The sequence below is a fragment of the Paenibacillus sp. FSL W7-1287 genome (genome assembly GCF_038004245.1).
GTDB lineage: Bacteria > Bacillota > Bacilli > Paenibacillales > Paenibacillaceae > Pristimantibacillus > Pristimantibacillus camelliae.
Map to the genome: position 1 here is coordinate 4,369,770 of NZ_JBBORD010000001.1, position 16,712 is coordinate 4,386,481.

Annotated in this window: 20 protein-coding genes and 2 pseudogenes; 2 read left to right on the plus strand and 20 right to left on the minus strand. The window is 35.2% G+C overall.

Annotated elements, in window-relative coordinates; translation table 11 throughout:
- Window positions 1–459: 459 nt before the first annotated feature.
- Window positions 460–717, minus strand: coding sequence for a GNAT family N-acetyltransferase (locus NSQ99_RS19990; protein WP_340838674.1), 258 nt, complete (start codon window positions 715–717; stop codon window positions 460–462).
- Window positions 718–790: 73 nt separating this feature from the next.
- Here NSQ99_RS19990 and istA point away from each other — a divergent pair, with 73 nt between their 5' ends.
- On the plus strand, window positions 791–2,074 hold the full coding sequence (gene istA, locus NSQ99_RS19995; protein WP_340838675.1) for an IS21 family transposase: 1,284 nt from the start codon (window positions 791–793) through the stop codon (window positions 2,072–2,074).
- Window positions 2,071–2,826 carry an IS21-like element helper ATPase IstB gene (gene istB / locus NSQ99_RS20000; RefSeq protein ID WP_340836581.1) on the plus strand — a complete coding sequence of 252 codons (756 nt, stop codon included), beginning with the start codon at window positions 2,071–2,073 and terminating at the stop codon, window positions 2,824–2,826. Before istA ends, istB begins: the two co-directional genes overlap by 4 nt.
- A gap of 582 nt (window positions 2,827–3,408) precedes the next feature.
- Here istB and NSQ99_RS20005 read toward each other — a convergent pair.
- The 19 genes and pseudogenes from NSQ99_RS20005 to NSQ99_RS20090 all read right to left on the minus strand — a co-directional run bounded on the left by NSQ99_RS20005 (window position 3,409) and on the right by NSQ99_RS20090 (window position 16,463).
- Entirely contained in the window at window positions 3,409–3,984 is a 576-nt protein-coding gene (locus NSQ99_RS20005; RefSeq protein WP_340838676.1) for a hypothetical protein, read from the minus strand.
- A 60-nt stretch (window positions 3,985–4,044) separates the two neighbouring features.
- Window positions 4,045–4,497, minus strand: coding sequence for an immunity 26/phosphotriesterase HocA family protein (locus tag NSQ99_RS20010; protein WP_340838677.1), 453 nt, complete (start codon window positions 4,495–4,497; stop codon window positions 4,045–4,047).
- A 58-nt stretch (window positions 4,498–4,555) separates the two neighbouring features.
- Entirely contained in the window at window positions 4,556–5,323 is a 768-nt protein-coding gene (locus NSQ99_RS20015; protein ID WP_340838679.1) for a nucleotidyltransferase domain-containing protein, read from the minus strand.
- Between the two features lie 212 nt (window positions 5,324–5,535).
- Window positions 5,536–5,865: a hypothetical protein gene (locus tag NSQ99_RS20020; protein ID WP_340838680.1), complete on the minus strand. Its 330-nt coding sequence runs from the start codon at window positions 5,863–5,865 to the stop codon at window positions 5,536–5,538.
- Between the two features lie 358 nt (window positions 5,866–6,223).
- A complete protein-coding gene (locus NSQ99_RS20025; protein ID WP_251667116.1) occupies window positions 6,224–6,418 on the minus strand; it encodes a hypothetical protein in 195 nt (64 codons plus the stop codon).
- A 143-nt stretch (window positions 6,419–6,561) separates the two neighbouring features.
- Window positions 6,562–7,071 (minus strand): hypothetical protein, encoded by a 510-nt coding sequence (locus NSQ99_RS20030; RefSeq protein ID WP_340838681.1) that lies wholly within the window; start codon window positions 7,069–7,071, stop codon window positions 6,562–6,564.
- Between the two features lie 122 nt (window positions 7,072–7,193).
- Entirely contained in the window at window positions 7,194–7,481 is a 288-nt protein-coding gene (locus tag NSQ99_RS20035) for a hypothetical protein (protein WP_340838682.1), read from the minus strand.
- 241 nt (window positions 7,482–7,722) lie between these two features.
- Window positions 7,723–8,109 carry a hypothetical protein gene (locus NSQ99_RS20040; RefSeq protein WP_340838683.1) on the minus strand — a complete coding sequence of 129 codons (387 nt, stop codon included), beginning with the start codon at window positions 8,107–8,109 and terminating at the stop codon, window positions 7,723–7,725.
- Between the two features lie 52 nt (window positions 8,110–8,161).
- Window positions 8,162–8,686 carry a GNAT family N-acetyltransferase gene (locus NSQ99_RS20045; protein ID WP_340838685.1) on the minus strand — a complete coding sequence of 175 codons (525 nt, stop codon included), beginning with the start codon at window positions 8,684–8,686 and terminating at the stop codon, window positions 8,162–8,164.
- A 214-nt stretch (window positions 8,687–8,900) separates the two neighbouring features.
- Complete coding sequence (locus NSQ99_RS20050; RefSeq protein WP_251667111.1) at window positions 8,901–9,416, minus strand: DNA topology modulation protein FlaR; 516 nt, start codon at window positions 9,414–9,416, stop codon at window positions 8,901–8,903.
- A gap of 20 nt (window positions 9,417–9,436) precedes the next feature.
- Window positions 9,437–10,393 carry a phosphotransferase gene (locus tag NSQ99_RS20055; RefSeq protein WP_340838686.1) on the minus strand — a complete coding sequence of 319 codons (957 nt, stop codon included), beginning with the start codon at window positions 10,391–10,393 and terminating at the stop codon, window positions 9,437–9,439.
- Window positions 10,394–10,654: 261 nt separating this feature from the next.
- On the minus strand, window positions 10,655–11,110 hold the full coding sequence (locus tag NSQ99_RS20060; RefSeq protein WP_340838687.1) for a GNAT family N-acetyltransferase: 456 nt from the start codon (window positions 11,108–11,110) through the stop codon (window positions 10,655–10,657).
- Between the two features lie 219 nt (window positions 11,111–11,329).
- Window positions 11,330–11,767 (minus strand): annotated as a pseudogene (locus NSQ99_RS23275) (DUF2569 domain-containing protein); the annotation flags it as partial.
- A 279-nt stretch (window positions 11,768–12,046) separates the two neighbouring features.
- Window positions 12,047–12,703 (minus strand): 3'-5' exonuclease, encoded by a 657-nt coding sequence (locus NSQ99_RS20065; RefSeq protein ID WP_340838688.1) that lies wholly within the window; start codon window positions 12,701–12,703, stop codon window positions 12,047–12,049.
- A gap of 223 nt (window positions 12,704–12,926) precedes the next feature.
- Window positions 12,927–13,373: pseudogene (locus tag NSQ99_RS20070) on the minus strand (GNAT family N-acetyltransferase); the annotation flags it as partial.
- Between the two features lie 284 nt (window positions 13,374–13,657).
- Window positions 13,658–14,209 (minus strand): GNAT family N-acetyltransferase, encoded by a 552-nt coding sequence (locus NSQ99_RS20075; protein ID WP_340838689.1) that lies wholly within the window; start codon window positions 14,207–14,209, stop codon window positions 13,658–13,660.
- A gap of 224 nt (window positions 14,210–14,433) precedes the next feature.
- The gene (locus NSQ99_RS20080; protein ID WP_340838690.1) at window positions 14,434–14,982 is read right to left on the minus strand and encodes a GNAT family N-acetyltransferase; all 549 of its coding nucleotides are present in this window, start codon (window positions 14,980–14,982) and stop codon (window positions 14,434–14,436) included.
- A gap of 246 nt (window positions 14,983–15,228) precedes the next feature.
- The gene (locus NSQ99_RS20085; RefSeq protein ID WP_340838691.1) at window positions 15,229–15,858 is read right to left on the minus strand and encodes a hypothetical protein; all 630 of its coding nucleotides are present in this window, start codon (window positions 15,856–15,858) and stop codon (window positions 15,229–15,231) included.
- Between the two features lie 326 nt (window positions 15,859–16,184).
- Complete coding sequence (locus NSQ99_RS20090; protein ID WP_340838692.1) at window positions 16,185–16,463, minus strand: hypothetical protein; 279 nt, start codon at window positions 16,461–16,463, stop codon at window positions 16,185–16,187.
- Window positions 16,464–16,712: the final 249 nt, after the last annotated feature.

Consider the following 16,712-nt stretch of genomic DNA (forward strand, 5'->3'; position numbering starts at 1 on the left):
TATTCTTTCTTAATACCTTTCCGCCGATTTCTTATATGTTTTTGCATTCACGAACCCGAAAGGTTTAAGTGAAGCATAGCGCAACGGGATGACAGACTTAGCCTTGCAGGGTTGTCACGTGAATACACTCCTCTGTCAAATGCATCACTTAGGAGCGAATGGCCCGATGCGTTAATGCTATATTAGAAACTATGGCCGACTTCCTCGAATTAATCCATGGACGGCGGCCTTCATGCTTTTTACTCAAATCCTAAATACTCTTGTGTGTTTTATTTATGGGGGTTAACATCTAAGGTGGGTTTCGGCTTCAAGATATAGTTTCATTGTGGACTTCTTGAACATGCTGGGGAACCAATTTTTGTTTATTATATTTTAACATGTGTTTCCATTTTTTGATGCTCTTAATTTATTTTCTTTATCTTTCGCTTTATCTGATGGAATCGGCCCTTTTTGAAATACTTACAAAATCCTTGTCAATTCTAGACTCGCAAATGTTTTCTCGGAATATATTTTATCTCCATGCACTCCATTAACACTATTAAATCCTTGGTTGATCCAAAATCTTAAAGCTGGCCAATTCTTTAACGATACATTTACTCTAATTTCTTTATATCCTAACATTTTCAACTCATTAATTAGTTGCTCTATAACTTCTTGTCCAAATCCTTTCTTCTTATAGTCATTTTTTATACACATTATAAATGCTATTCTTAACATGTACAGAAGTGCTTGAATAAGGATGTACAGATTTGACGAGAGCAATCATACTTGTCTCAAGGGAGAGATGAGTATGTACATCACGTTGAATGTTCAATCGAATATGGAGATTCGTAGTTTACTAGATTTACCTAAACTCAAATTATTAATGGAGAATCTCAATATGAAAATTAATAAAAGTCAGTTAGCAAGAGAACTGGGTGTGGATCGTCGAACCATTCAGAAATACTTAGATGGATTTACACGAAAGAGATCACGGGACAAAGGTTCCAAAATCGATGAGTATTATGAAATCATTGCTGCACTGCTATCCACAGACAGCAAGCAAGTGTTTTACTACAAACGAGTGCTTTGGCAGTACCTAACAGACAATCATGGACTGCAATGTTCTGCATCTGCCTTTAGAGCATACATCGCTCGGAAACCAGAGTTTGAAGCTTACTTTAAGCATGGACAGCGTATGTCTTCACCACAAGGAACCATTCGCTTTGAAACAGATCCAGGTGTGCAGGCTCAGTTAGACTGGAAAGAAAGCATTCCCTTTGAAACGAAAGAAGGAGAAAAGGTGGAAGTGAATGTAGCTGTGCTGTTGCTCTCCTATTCACGGTTTAGGGTGTACCATATGAGCGTGTCAAAGTCACAAAGCGTGCTTCTATCCTTCCTGACCGAGGCCTTTGAAATTATTGGTGGTGTTCCGCACGAGATCCTAACTGACAACATGAAGACGGTCATGGACGAAGCCAGAACGGAACATACTGCTGGAAAAGTGAATACGAGGTTTGCTGGATATGCAGCTGACTTTGGATTTCGAGTGAGACCCTGTATCGCAGGACGTCCTCGCACCAAAGGAAAGGTGGAAGCACAAATGAAAATCTTAGATGAGATCCATGCCTACCAAGGTCAGTTAAGCTTACTAGAGCTTCAAGTCTACATTCAGAGGCTATGCGATCGTATAAACCAATCGTTTCATCAAGGAACGGGAAAAGTACCAGTTCTAGCCTTAGAAAAGGAAAAGAACTCCTTACACCCGTTACCAGCGGAGCGTGTAAGAAGTTCCTATCGCATACATTATAAGCTTGTGAAGATCAATGTATCGAACATGATCTCCTACCAATCCAGACAATACTCAGTCCCCACTGGGTATCAAGGAAAAACGGTAGGTATACAAGTCTATGATAACCATTTGTATGCTTATTATAACACGAAACTTCTTGTATGCCATCCTCTTGGTGAAGCGAAATTGAATTACAAAGAAGAGCATTATAGAGAAAACTTAAGATTGTCTATGCCGAGCTATCCAGATATTAATGACTTGGCCAAGAAGAACCTACGAGCGATTGGAGGTGCATTCGATTGAATATAACCACCTACCAGCAAGCCGTAAGAAGCCTAGAGTATTTAGGCCTTAAGCAAATGGTAAGCCATCTGAACGAAGTCGTCGATTTCAGTATTCACAACCAACTGTCGTTTATGGATACGCTTGTGAAGCTCACAAGCTATGAGATTGATGTGCGTGAACAGAACATGATTCACGCGATGGTGAAGGTTGGTGCTTTTCCCCACCAGAAGGAGTTTTCAGAGTTTGACTTTAGTTTCCAGCCCTCCGTAAACCGTGAACAAATGCTAGACTTCGCTAGCTTGCGCTTCATTGAAGGAAATGAAAACATTGTATTCCTAGGTCCCAGTGGTGTTGGGAAAACCCATTTAGCTACGTCAATTGGCATCGCTGCAGCAAAGAAACGTACAAGTACGTACTTCATAAAATGTCATGATCTGATTCAGAATTTGAAACGCGCCATGCTAGAAAATCGTCTGGAAGCAAGATTGAAGCACTACACAAAATACAAGCTGCTCATCATTGATGAGATTGGCTATCTTCCTATTGAACCCGAAGATGCCAAACTGTTCTTTCAGCTCATTGATATGCGTTATGAGAAACGTAGCACGATCTTTACAACGAATGTTAATTTCAGAGCATGGGATGAAGTGTTTCGTGAACCGAAGCTAGCCAATGCAATCTTAGATCGTATTCTGCATCACGCAACCGTTGTTACCATTGTAGGCGAATCTTACCGATTGAAGGATCATTTAGTTCAAGAGGACAAGTGATTTTGTACATCCTTAGACAAGCGAAAGTGTACATGTTTATGTTGACATTTACATACACATCGAAGTAATATAGATATTGTTATCTTTTGGATAACCATGATATAAGCTTATTATTCCAATCAATCTCTTATCTTGTTTTTTAATCTTTATAGACTGCATCTTATAACTTTCCTTCTTGCCCCCTGGAGGTAAATCTCCTTTCATATAACAATTCAAAGTATAATCTACATCTGTTTTTACTCCATCCCAGATCTCGATATTGCTACTTGTTTCATATATTTGTTGAATTTCATTAATTTCATTAAGATTAACATCTTCAACAATTAACTTTTCCGTTTCCCAACAAGTATGTAATAGGTTAATACGATCACTCCCTATCTTAAAGGTTTTCGATTCTTTAACGTTCTTACATTGACGACTCTAAAGGCTTAAGTGAAGCGCAGCGCACCGCGTCGACAGACTTAGCTTTGCAGGGTTGTCACGTAAATCAGCTTCTCAGACGAAAACTTCACCAGTTACCGAGGAGCTTATGCGACGCCTAGCTAATGTGATGTTAGAAATGTTGGTGACTTCCTGAAATACTTAACAATCGCTACGTTCTGCAAGCATTTCATTAATACTATGTAATTCAATCCTATCTCCGAGTTCCCTTATATCAATATATTCATTTTCAATCACAATTCTCAGTTCATTATTTGCAAAAAATCGCAATATTCTATTTGCTTCTTTGTTTATCTTTTCACTGTAGTCTTTTAACTTGACTTTATCTTGTTTCAAAACTTCTATATATTCATCAGATGTCGTGATGTATACTAGTGCTATGTATCGAAGAAAAGTATATCCATCACAGTAGTCATCATACAAAGCTTCCAAATTCTCTAAGTATCCTTCTGAAGTATCAATTAATTTCTCTAGACTATTAATGATACGTTCTTGTTCAAAGAAGCCTATATTTATTAGTCCTTTTATTTGTTTTTTTGTATCTTCTAATGCATATTTGTTCTTATAATCTCTAGATATCAATTCGAAATATACAGATTTCCCAAGGATTTCTTCGAGCTCTTCATGGTTATATAGCCATTGCTCTAACTCACTTAATGTTATTGTTCCTTTAAGGAATTTATAAAAATATCTATGGCATTCTATTTCGTCAATCATCTATTTATCACCAACTTTCAAATCTCACCGATTTCTCATAACGTTATTGCATTAAAAAATTTATTCACCTTTTAGAACCCTATGTATGCCTCTTCCAATTGCTCCATAACTAGCTAACCAGTAGAATGAAGAATATTTCGGTTTATAATCTATCTTTTCTCCATTAATATCATAAAAGGTATTTCTGTTTTCATAATTATCAAAAAAACCAAATTCAGTGTTCTCTTCAAGATCAGAAACGTTTAAGTTTTGTACCGTCTCGTAATAGCCCTTTAGCCATCCTTGATTATTCACTACCGTTGGAGGTAATAAAAAAGAATATCTATCAAGATCATCCGGAACTTCTTTGTTTTTTGACTCATAATTGTAAATGTAAATTAAATTCATATTTTTGTGATTTTCATTCTTAGTCTGTAACTTAGTTTTTATTACTTTACAAAAATAATAGGATCCTTCGAAAGGTTGAACAACAAAAACATCACCCACAACCGGTCTTTTCCTGCTTTTAGACATCTGAATTAAATCTGTAAACTCACTATTCAGTTTGGTTTAATTCTCATTTCCCCCTCTTTTAGCCGAAGGAAGTTCTGGAAGCAGCCAGTGTATTTAAGGCGTTCTCAAAATAGCTATATACTTCACCTGCAATTCCCAGAAACTCTTCAACAGGTACATCACTATCCAAGTAACAAGCATACAGATAATCGACTAAAGCGGAGTCAATCTCGCAATAGTTGATTATGGCATTCTTCATCTTAATAATGTCATCTTGCCATACACCTGTATCTTCTAAAACCAAAGAATATAATGCACGAATTAATTTCTTAGAGTAGCCTTTAATATATCTAGTTTTCATTGTTGTATCACTAGCATTAGAAAGTAAATTATGTATTCGATCTATTTCTTTCTTGGTCTCTGTATTTAAATCTAGAATGAATTCTGGAGAGATATTTATCGGTGGTACTTTTTCACCAACGTCTTGACCATATATGCATACACAAATTATCTTAACCCAAAAACCCCACTCATTCGGTTTACTTAATACATCGTCAATCGAGCAAATTATCGTATCAATCTTAGTTACTAATGGATATTCTTCCAAAAGCCTGTCTTTAATATTTGTCAATCTTTCGTAATCAATATCTTTGGGATTTGCACATACAATAGTAAAGTCTGCATCTGACAAAAAAGGTTTAGCCGTTCCTTTTGGAATCGAGCCACACATATAAATGCTATCAATCTTATCTTTAAATTCGGTAAGTATATTATCTAGATATTGATCAACAAAATCCCTATATTCACGTTGTATTACAATTCTATTAATAACTTTTTCTAATATCATATCGACTCCTCCTAAATTAAGAACTTCTTTCGGCTAGCTTTCATGCATTAACGACAGACGCCCACCTTAGATAGCTCTTATCTTAGGTGGGCGTCTGTGTTGGTGATGAGCTTACTTCTCTGCTAATTCTTCCAACAGAGGAGTCGGAGCGACGATGCTTTAAAGCTGTGTTAATTGAGGTTACCGCCTTCTGTGAAAACTCCATAAACTCGTTACTCATTTTGATTTTTCTTATTATCTTCTGTTTTAGTATATTCGTCAAACTCATTCTCGATATGCTTATTTTTCTCATCATTTTCTTCTTCACTTAATAACTCAGATTCTAATTCCTTTTCGATCTCTTCATTTGATACCTTAGCTTCTTCTCTTTCTTCAATTCCTAGTTTTTCTTTGATTTTCTGAAGATCCGTTTCTATTCTTTTATTTCTTTTATAATTACTTACAACCACACCACAAATAACACTTAACACAATCAACACTCCATAAGGACCTAAATAAATTGAAATCAAAAACGTTAAGATAATAATCACTATTGTCGTCATTTCAAGTTCCTTAATAAGGTAATTTAATTTATGAATGTAATACATCTTCCTGAGAAGCATACTTAATTAAACTGTTTGCTGGTATTTTCACTTAACGTTCTTGTATTATCGAACCTGCGCATAGCAGGTTGTCACGTGAATCTGCTTCTCTGCGAAAAACATCACTATTAAGCGAGGAGCGAATGTGACGTGGCGCTAATACTGTGTTAGCTGTATGTAGTTATCTAGCCTTCTCTGATTTACGTTCAAAACCATTCGTATCATTTTCTTCATGTTTGGATTTTTATGTTTTCATGCTTTACCAAAATTTATATTTCACCTTTCAACTTTTGGGAGCATCTTAACTTCAAACTTGCTTTTAATTGGACTCTCTTTTCTCTTTGTCTTTACTGTTTTGATCACTTAATTTCTTTAAAATTTCTTTTTGAACCCTCAACATATTCGTTAATGCCATTAAAATAATTCCTAACATTATGAATGTTACAATCTCTCCTGTGAAAAATGAGACCACTCCTAGAGCCAGCACATAAATTACATAAATATAATCTTTCATCTTCCCTTCATTACCTTTCTCTTTATCTATTGAATCTTCTGTCAGCTGCCAAAAGCATCAAAGTGACCAACGCTCAGCCGCTGCGTGAAAACTGAGTTAGCTGATGCTCCTTTTTCCTCGATTCACCTATCCATATAATCATTTCAATACCATCCCGGTCTTGTTTCTCCATTTTTATAAATTCGTACCACATCAGGATCATAATTAACTGGAGTATCAGAAAAACAAAACCATATTGGACCTTTTGATGTTGGAATAATCGTTGCATTTCTTAATAACTGGTCCTTGTATTGGATCTTTAACTCTTCAATATCTTCATCATTTATTACACCAAAAGTTAACGATACAAGTTCATCATCGTTTGCAGATTCCTTAGTAGGTAAATTTGTAAAAGCTCTTGTTAGGATTTGATCGGTTTCATTAAATTGTTTACTACCGAACCCATATATCCATTGATATTTCGATCTATTTTTTGTTACTAATCCAACCGAGAATATATCATCTTTTCCGTAAAAAATAATATTATTTCCTATGTTTTCAATAATGTAATAAATCTCATCATAATCAATACCCGCATAATTCATCGCTTCTTCTACTGTTGTGTGGTCATTTGGTTTAACTTTTTGAAGATTAATAAAAATCAATGCAATCAATAATAGAAAAATTATAGATGTGACTGCCTTAGGCTTCAGGTAACTCACCTCTTTTTATGTTATTTAAGTTTAACAGAAGTAAATGCCTTCTCGACTATTCTCACAAATATGATTCTTCATTTTTATAAACCACCGTCTTTATCTTGTCTTACATTACGTTTTGAAAACTTACTATATAATTTAATAATTATGAGAAGAAGTGCATAAATAATAAGTGTATTGATAAAGTAGTTAAGAATGTTTAGATTAACCCCTCTAATAAGCCAACGATCTTGGTGATAATATGTTATAAATGAAATTGGAAAACCATATTTTATACCCTTCACACCTTCAGGACTACCAGGAAAGATAATCATTGTTATTAAAGAAATCCAAAGAGAATAATTTAAAACCTTTGTATTTACACTCATAAATACCTCCTGTTTTTTAAACTTCTTTAGTATCTTCATTAATTTTGAACTCATTTCTGCTAACATTTCTTGGATCCACGAAGCCGAAGGGCTTAAGCGGAGCGGAGCGTAACGGGTCGCAGACTTTGCCTTGCTGGTTTAGCATGTGAATCTGTTACCTGCCAACTGCATCGCCGTGACAGAGGAGCGTTAACGACGATGCGCTAATGCGGTGTTATCTGAAGTGCAATACATCTTTGTATCAATCATTATAAATCCATTCTTCTTTATAAAATCTACCCCTTGTACTAGTTAAGTCCTCTTCAATATTTGTTACAGGTATATCAACTGACCGATACCATGCTGTAAAAACTTCTTTACCCACTTGGTATTTAATTTCATATATAGTGTTATATCTTTCAACTTTGTCCTTAAATGGAGTATTGTCACTTTCATTCTTATTGATAGATATGATGACACCATTTCGAGCAATTATTGACTCCTTTATTGTATTTTCTATAGAATTCTTCATTCCTATATACAAGGGTATCGATAATAGAAAACATATGAAAATAGTTAAAAAACAAACACCAAAAACTTTTTGTTTATCATTCCTGTAATGAAATAACAATACAAATCCTGAAATCATAGTGATTATAAGTAAAAAAACGAATATGCTCTTTATCATTTGTTATCTCCATCTATTTGATTTTATTGCATTTCAGAATTTCAAAAGTTTGGGTTATTACTTTATGTACTCCTTGTAAGCCTTCAATCTCAATATTTTCTTCCTCTTCAACAATCTTTAGATTGTATTTTTGGTAGTATTTTCTCCAAAAATTAACTGCTGGCTTATTCGCCTCAAGCTGACTAATACTAAACTTTCCTTCAAACTGTTTTAATACCTTTGCTACACCTTTAGAAGCAAGATTCATGCCTCGATACTTCTTTAGTAAAAATAACTCTTGTACAGTATAATCAATTCCCTCGGGTACAAACGGAGGTGAACAGATTAATATAAAACCAATTGTTTTTTCTTCGTACTGAAGAAAGAAGGGATACAACTCCTCCCTCTCTAAGTATAAATAAGTATTGGTCGGATCAAATTCACCGTTATCTTGCGGGTCTTCACCTGTATACTGCGATAAATCATACAGATAAAGATTATATAGATTTAGGAATTTGTCCTTTTGGTCTAATTGAATTCTTGTTACATCTACATTCATTAGATATCACCTTTTTTTTATAATTTGCTTCCATTTCATATATCGTTCTTGCATTAACGGACCCGAAAGGCTTAAGTGAAGCGTAGCGTAACGGGTCGGTAGACTTAGCCTTGCAGGGTTGTCACGTGAATCAGCTCTCCATAAATTCTCCTTCCTTCGAAGGATCAACACCTAGGCTTTGAACGACGATGCATTAAAGCTGTGTTATGTGATGTCACTTGCCTTCTTCTAGTGATCTAATAATTTTCCTGTTGGTTTTTAATACTTTTACTTTAACTTTATAGGGGGCTAAGAAACTACAGATTTGTTTGCGGTTTGTATTATTAAATTTATGATTCCAGATGAGCATTTTTATCAGACCTCCTAATGTTTGCTTGTATGTAGATCTTTCGACGCCTATTCGTTGTTTAATAAATCTCATAATGATTCTGATGTGTCGAATCATAACATTAGTATCCAGGTAATAAATTATATCTGCTCTTGAAAAGCTATCGGAAAGCCATTTATAATAAACTCCCTCTACAATCCAACTATCATTATCAATTATTTCATGTAATAATTTATCCCTTACGTCTGGAGAATTCTTTCCGGCGAATTCCACTTTACTACTCCACATTACTGTGTCTAGTTCATAATATTTTATATTCAACTTCTCTGACAAAGCTTGAGCGAGATATGTTTTTCCGCTACCCGTTGAACCTATAATATGGATTCTTAAAAGTCTAGACATAATTAAATTCTCCTGTTTATTTAAACCAAATAATTGGATTCCCATTCCCTTAAAAATTGTATTGTACGATCGAAATAATCATCATTTATCCAATCTAACCCCCAAACATCACCATTACTCATATGTAACCCCATCCACCACAGTTGTCGTATTGAAACAAACAAAGGGACAATATTCAAATCTATTGCTCTTAAATGTTTTATTTCCTTATATCCTTTAAGAAATGCTTCCCATATTTTATCCTCTTCACTATTAGGCTCCCCACTTTTTTTTGTATCCCATCTATATACTGCGATATCGTAGCCTCTCCATCCAACTCCACAGCAATCAAAATCAAAGAAAGTTAAATTCTTTTGGTAGAAATGAACATTTCCATTACCTAAGTCCCCATGACAAATACCCCAATCTAAATGATTTAAGGATAATTTTAATACTTGTTCTTTAAGTTTCTCTCCAAGAGTTTTCAAATATATCCAATCAGAGGGACGTTGTTTTAAGAACGGTTTAATGGTTATGAGAGGTCTATCGATCAAATGCTCTAAGTCTATATCAAATCGATCATATTTACTTTGAAAGTCTTCGGTTAACGTATGGAATTGTGCTACCTTTCTTCCAAACAAATAACTATTCTCTTCATTTACTAAAAAGGGTTCTCCTTGCACAAAGGTAAATAATACAGCAATTCTGTTAATCCCATTTACTATGACTTCATTTATTAGGGTCCCATCTTTTTTAGAAATTGGTGTGGATAAAGAAAAACCTTTTCTTTGAAGATGCATTAAAAGTTCTAACTCGAAATTAATCTCATTAACATTCCTCCACTTTGGTCGATAAACCCTTAAAATAAATTGATTATCATTTTTTATTGATACTAAATAGGTATCATTTAATCCCTGACTAATTAATTGAAATTCATTAACCTCATGAAATCCGTAATTAGCCATAATTTTTGAAACATCAATTTTCTCTAATGCCATTCTATAGATTCCTCCTAAAATTTTTTAGGACATAATGGATTGGTATCTCTAAACTTCGATTGATATTTCTTTCTGATAAATGGTATTTTCACCCGTTCTTCCGAATGTCATATAACATTCTTGCATTCACGGACCTGCGCATAACAGGTTGTCATATGAATAAGCTTCCCTGCCAAAAGCATCACCAATGATCGAGGAGCGCATGCGACGGTGTGTTAATGCTTTGTTATAAGATATGCTGGCTTCTATGGTATCCTTACACTAGAATGTATCTACTTCATAGATTTGACTAGTTTGATTCCAAGGGTGATAGCCTTCACCGATTTTCTTCCAGTCATACTTTTCATAATATCCCTTGTGTTCCGTGCATAAATACAACTTATCAAACCCTAATTTTTTTGTTTCTTTCCTACCGTGTTCTAACAATACGGATCCTAATTCCTTCCCTCTCATATCTTCTTCAATATATAGTGCGCATAAGTATGGAAATAAATCTTGTCTACTTACAAAATCATTCGTTACTAATCCATATCCTCCTATTATTCGAGCACCTTCAAGCATTAAATAAAAACGAGGAAGACTACTTTGGGTTGTTAAACTGTGAGTAATACAATCTCGATAAATTCTTTCATCAATTCCCCAACAGTCAGTAAAATATTTAATTGCTTGTTCAACATAATTTGAGTTATCTCTAATTCCTATAATACAAAGTTTCATTATTCTCTCTCCTAAAGGTTTTTGATATATCAGCCATTTCATAAAACGTCTTTGCATTAATTAACCCAGGAGCCTTAAGTGAAGCAAAGCGGAACGGATAGATATATTTAGGCTCGCAGGCCTATCAGCAGCATCTACTTCTCTACCAAAAGCTTCTGCTGACCGTGGGACGAATGTCCCAATGCATTAATGCAGTGTTATACGATATTAATGCCTGATTCATCTTACAAACGTGTTTTTCACTCTAACTGATTTCAAAAAATAAGGTATCCAAATTAAACATATCAAAGTAGATTGAAATAAATCTCTAACAGAACTACCATCTTCTAATTCCTTAGCTAAAGGGATCATTTGCATTAGAATATAGTCAATTACACCTATTAATAAGCTTCCAGCGTAAAAGATGATCATTAGTTTAGGAAGCATACGTTTCTTAGAATAAAAAGTGAATAATACATAAATACAAAATCCAATTAATAAAGTGTTATAGATTACTTCAAATATAATTAATGGCCCCCATAATTCGTGATAAAATTCAGATTCTCTTGATGTTAACATAGACCATGTCTCAGAGTTCAATGTTGGAATTGAGTAAATGAACAATTGTATACCTGTTAAAATTAATGTCCCAAAAATTCCAATTTGAACAAGAATAAGCCAGCCTCCAAAACCTTATATCCCAAGTGGCTTTGAAGCATTTATATTTTCTTCACGTTTCGTTTCCATCGAGTAACACTTCCTATCTTTTATAATTGTTTTGCATGAACCTGAAAGGCTTAAGTGTAGCGCATGCGTAACGGGGCGTAGACTTAGAGCCTTGCAGTGTTGCAGGGTTAATGAATTAGCTTCTCCACAAGAGCACCACCTGTGACCAAGGAGCGTATGCGACGATGCGCTAAGGCGGTGTTAGCTGAAGTTATTACCGTCTCTAATCTACTATTCCAAAGGTGTAAGCCTTACTTTCTTTACTTTCAAATTATTGAATCTAATCTGATCAATACCCTTGTCCCAGCATTCATCCATCATCTTGTTAAAAATTCGCGATATTAGAATGCTGTCCCCCAATGCGTCATGCCTTTGAATGTCCGTATCATCGATCATATAATAACTAATCAAAGAGTTAGTTGAAACAATTTCAGTATATTCTGGGTGTAAGTATGTAAACAGCGCTTTCGTATCTATTACTAGGGGAGCTTCCAGTGGTTTATTATTTCTTCTACACTCTTCGAGTAAGAGTGGGAGATCATATTCATATCCAGCTTGTGTTACTAATACGCATCCACTGAAGAAAGTAAAGAATTCATCTATAACATCTGAAAAGGAACGAGCGTTTTCCACATCCTTGTTAAAGATGCCGGTTAGTTTTTCAATGAGTTCAGGTATTGGTTTTGGTGGTCGTACGAAAGTCTTATATTGTTCAACTATTAAACCATCTTTACCAAGTATCACTGCTCCAATTTGCGTTATAAAATCATTCAACTGATCCGGTCCAGTTGCTTCAAAATCAAACACACAGAATTTTCTTGTTCCTATCTCTTCAAGAGAAAACTCATTAATGACATACTCACTTTCAGATAGATTTATTACCTTCATTGCTTCCCCTCTTTCTTCGTAGTAATTTCAGCTATCGTTCTTGCATTAACGAACCCGAAAGGCTTAAGTGGAGCGTAGCGCAACGGGTCGTAGACTCAGCCTTGCAGGGTTGTCACTTGAGTCAACTTCAATGCCAAAAACATCACAGTATGCGAGGAACGTGTGCGACGATGCGCTAATGCTGTGTTATGTGATGTCATAATCATAGCCTTTCTAGTATTACTTAAATTTTACGTTCAATACTATATAGAGATTGTTTCGCATTGAATCTATATAGATTACTTTCTAATATCATTCCGACTCTTTCTAAGAGTCTACAAGACGATATATTTGCTGTTTGTGTTTCAGCCACTAATCTTAAAAGTCCCAATTCCTTAAATGAATAATCAATTATTGTTTTGAGTACTTCTGTAGCATATCCAGAGCCCCACCATTCTGGTAGAAATTGATAGGATACTTCAATATTCTTTCCATCATGATAATTATCCAATGTCACGAGACCCATAAATTCATTATTAGCTATTAATCTGATAACCCAATAGTTAACATAGGTATTGCTCCAGATTCCTAAAATTTCTTCGAACTTATTCCTTAATAGAATCTCATCATCAATTGCTCCTCCGAGATACTTTCTGACTTGATGATTTGTATATAGTTTTTTCAATTCATCATAGTCACTGTCTTGTCATTTAAATAATCTACATCTATTTGTTTCTATCATGATATTCTCCTATCAGATATTGTTTTATGAAATTTTGCGATGATTTCTTATAACGTTTCCGTGTTCACGACGTCCCACCGAGTTAAGCGAACGATAAATTGATCGACAGCGATGCGGTTAGTCGGTGCGGATGTGTCTCGGCAATTACTTTTCCGAACTTAACTACCGTGACTAAGGGGCGTATGCCCCGATGCAAGAACAAATTGTTATATGACGCCGATGACTTCATCGATTCACTTACAAGGCAGTTCTTCAAATTCTTCTTTCAATATTGCCATTCTAATGACATCCCGATATCGGCCATTTTTAAATAGTTTTTGTCGCATTCTTCCTTCTTCCTTAAATCCACATTTAAGATAACATTTATAGGCTCGAGCGTTATAATCATAGACATCAAGTTCTATTCTATTTAAATTTAATTCCTCGAAAGCAAACTTTTGTAATACTCGAATTGCTTCACTGCCATATCCTTTACCCAAATATTCTTTTTTCCCTATGACGATAGCCATTACAGCAAATCGGTTCTTCCAGTCAAGGTTAAATAGATCTATTTGACCGATGTATTCTAAAGAGTCTTTTTCTGCGATGACAAAACTTTTGGTACTAGATTTTCCTTCCATTATCACGTTTAAGTAAGTCTCTGATTCATTCCTTGAATGAGGATACAAGAAAACATCAGATAAAGTGTTAGTTATTTCAGGATCATTAACCCATTGGCTTATACTATCTAAATCCGAAATCCGATATTCCCTAAGAGCAATTCTGTCGCCAATTAGATGTGGCATGTCTAAAACATCCTTTCAAGGTTTTTTAACTTTCTCGTCGGTTTCATAACGTTCTTGCATTAACGACGGACGCCCACCTTAGATAGCTCTTATCTTAGGTGGGCGTCTGTGTTGGTGAGCTTGCTTCATTGTGAATACCTCTTTCAACCAGGAGCGCATGCGATGATGAGTTTATGCAGTGTTATAAGATGTGGGGGCCATCGAAGCTTTGCTTTACGAGAAAATTAGGTATCCTTACTTATTGAATAGAACAATTCTCCGTTATAAAATTCAAATTCTTCCGGCAATTCTGAAACCGTATATTCATAACTAAACCCTAATTTTTCTAGTACTTTCCTAGATGATATGTTTTCTGGCTTTACTACTGCGGTCAGTTTATTCAATCTAAGATTATTAAAACAATAATCAATTAGTCCTTGAAGTGCTTCTGTCGCATATCCTCGACCCCAATAATTCTTACCAATTAGATAAAACACTTCTTTACAATTGTGACTAAAATCTAAGCATCCAACTCCACACCATCCAATATGACGTCCGGTATCTCTATCCGTGATTACAAATGAATACTTAAACCAATCTGCTGTAAAGTTAACTTCATAGCAACTAATTAACCAACTAAAAAGATCCTTGTATTCTTCCAAAGGCATAACATCCATTGGCAAGAATTGGAATAACTCTTTATCTTGCATCAAGTGAAAGGCTTCCAAGAGATCACTCTCTTGATATGGTCTAATAATTAGTCTATCTGTTTGTATATTTGTCTCTTTGATCATGCTTCACTACCTCCTATAATATTATCAATTCTTGTGGAGGTTATTTTATTGGTTTCAATCGCATTGCCCCATTTCTTATAACGTTCTTGTATTTAAGAACCCTCACTGCCTTAAGCGCGACTGCGCGGGTCCGACGGATTTAGCCAGTGCAGGGTTGTCGCTTGACTTCCCTTCCCTGAGATACCTCCCGGCGACCGAGGGCGAATGGCCGATGCGTGAATATGGTGTTAGGCGATGCCCCTTCCCTCAATCAAACTTGCATCTTAAAACATATACTTCTTGATTTTCTTTAATAACACTCTTTATATCATTGCTTGATGCCATATGGTCTTTCCCATTATTTCTTATGATCATTCCTAAATCAGTAATTTCATTTATTCCTGTTGATATTTCATGTAATGGATGAGTCATTGTACTATCAAATTCGTTAATCTTATTCTCGTATTGCCCACTACTAACGTTTCCATTTTCTCTTAATGCCAACGTCCATATTTCTTGACTAGAATGTATTCCAGTTGTTGTTAGATACAACCTATACTCTCTAGATTCAGATAGTTCTGGAACTTGACTTCCCATATTCAATATTGTTTCGAACAATTCCCCGTCTCTATAATAATCAATCCAATAGTTGATTTTTTGTACATTTACATTCCCTAAACTAATTTGAAAAACCATCGAATTGTTTGTACCTGCTGCTTTTAGTATCGAGTATTCTTCATCTAACAAGCTAATGGCATCAATAACTATATGATTATTAGTTTTTGTTTGGCTAGTATTCCTTTCATTACTATTAATCGTATTATTTACGTTTGCCTCACATCCTACCAACAGGCATGTAATCACAACTATAGAAACTACTACAATATATTTTTTCATTTCAAATCTCCCCTGGTTATCACTTTCGCAAGTGGTTTCACCTAACGTTCTTGCATTAACGAACCCGAGAGGCTTAAGGCACCGGGTCCAGCGGACTTGGCCTCGCAGAGTTGTCTGCCTGAACCCTCTTCTCCGGATTGCAACGGGCAGACCGAGCAGCCGAAAGGCTACGATGCGTGAATACGGTGTTAGCAGAAGTCCCTAGCTTTCCCGAATTGATGATATAATTGCACTAACTCGCCTTTATATCCGATCTTTTAATCTAACTTAATTTTCGTTTATGTTATTTTAAATTGATAATCAAAACATTCGCTCGATGTTACCGATTAATCATGTTTAGCTATTTTTCTTTTATGTAATATTCTCACAAAAATAACACCGACAATGATATATATCAAAGTAACCCAAAATGAAAACAAGTTTGGGTTTTCAGTTGCTGTAATCCAAAGTGGTGGTGAATTAGTCTCCAAAGAATCTATCATATGAGGGTCAAAATTACTCTCACGATATACAATTGCCCATATTTGATAAATCTTTGATATTACGTAACCTATAACCAAACCAATCAATGCTCCTAAATAATAATGTGGGTGAATCTTTTCCATAAAGCACCTCTCTTTCTCAAAAGTTATTTATTATATGTTCTCGATGATTTCTGCTAACGTTCTAGCATTAGCGAACCTGCGCACAGCAGGTTGTCACATGAATCTCCTTCTCAGCCAGAATCATCACCAGTGACCGCGGAGCGTATGCGACGATGCGTGAATATGGTGTTAGACGAAGTAACGGACTCCTTGAAATACAAAAAGACACCAAGCTCTTATACCTGATGTCTTTTAATCCAGAGTTCAATA

Excerpts from the sequence above, each read along its gene's own strand:
- NSQ99_RS19990 (WP_340838674.1), bottom strand. The coding sequence starts at position 717 with ATGTTAAGAATAGCATTTATAATGTGTATAAAAAATGACTATAAGAAG.
- istA (WP_340838675.1), top strand. The coding sequence starts at position 791 with ATGTACATCACGTTGAATGTTCAATCGAATATGGAGATTCGTAGTTTA.
- NSQ99_RS20005 (WP_340838676.1), bottom strand. The coding sequence starts at position 3,984 with ATGATTGACGAAATAGAATGCCATAGATATTTTTATAAATTCCTTAAA.
- NSQ99_RS20010 (WP_340838677.1), bottom strand. The coding sequence starts at position 4,497 with ATGTCTAAAAGCAGGAAAAGACCGGTTGTGGGTGATGTTTTTGTTGTT.
- NSQ99_RS20015 (WP_340838679.1), bottom strand. The coding sequence starts at position 5,323 with ATGATATTAGAAAAAGTTATTAATAGAATTGTAATACAACGTGAATAT.
- NSQ99_RS20020 (WP_340838680.1), bottom strand. The coding sequence starts at position 5,865 with ATGACGACAATAGTGATTATTATCTTAACGTTTTTGATTTCAATTTAT.
- NSQ99_RS20025 (WP_251667116.1), bottom strand. The coding sequence starts at position 6,418 with ATGAAAGATTATATTTATGTAATTTATGTGCTGGCTCTAGGAGTGGTC.
- NSQ99_RS20035 (WP_340838682.1), bottom strand. The coding sequence starts at position 7,481 with ATGAGTGTAAATACAAAGGTTTTAAATTATTCTCTTTGGATTTCTTTA.
- NSQ99_RS20040 (WP_340838683.1), bottom strand. The coding sequence starts at position 8,109 with ATGATTTCAGGATTTGTATTGTTATTTCATTACAGGAATGATAAACAA.
- NSQ99_RS20045 (WP_340838685.1), bottom strand. The coding sequence starts at position 8,686 with ATGAATGTAGATGTAACAAGAATTCAATTAGACCAAAAGGACAAATTC.
- NSQ99_RS20050 (WP_251667111.1), bottom strand. The coding sequence starts at position 9,416 with ATGTCTAGACTTTTAAGAATCCATATTATAGGTTCAACGGGTAGCGGA.
- NSQ99_RS20055 (WP_340838686.1), bottom strand. The coding sequence starts at position 10,393 with ATGGCATTAGAGAAAATTGATGTTTCAAAAATTATGGCTAATTACGGA.
- NSQ99_RS20060 (WP_340838687.1), bottom strand. The coding sequence starts at position 11,110 with ATGAAACTTTGTATTATAGGAATTAGAGATAACTCAAATTATGTTGAA.
- NSQ99_RS20065 (WP_340838688.1), bottom strand. The coding sequence starts at position 12,703 with ATGAAGGTAATAAATCTATCTGAAAGTGAGTATGTCATTAATGAGTTT.
- NSQ99_RS20075 (WP_340838689.1), bottom strand. The coding sequence starts at position 14,209 with ATGCCACATCTAATTGGCGACAGAATTGCTCTTAGGGAATATCGGATT.
- NSQ99_RS20080 (WP_340838690.1), bottom strand. The coding sequence starts at position 14,982 with ATGATCAAAGAGACAAATATACAAACAGATAGACTAATTATTAGACCA.
- NSQ99_RS20085 (WP_340838691.1), bottom strand. The coding sequence starts at position 15,858 with ATGAAAAAATATATTGTAGTAGTTTCTATAGTTGTGATTACATGCCTG.
- NSQ99_RS20090 (WP_340838692.1), bottom strand. The coding sequence starts at position 16,463 with ATGGAAAAGATTCACCCACATTATTATTTAGGAGCATTGATTGGTTTG.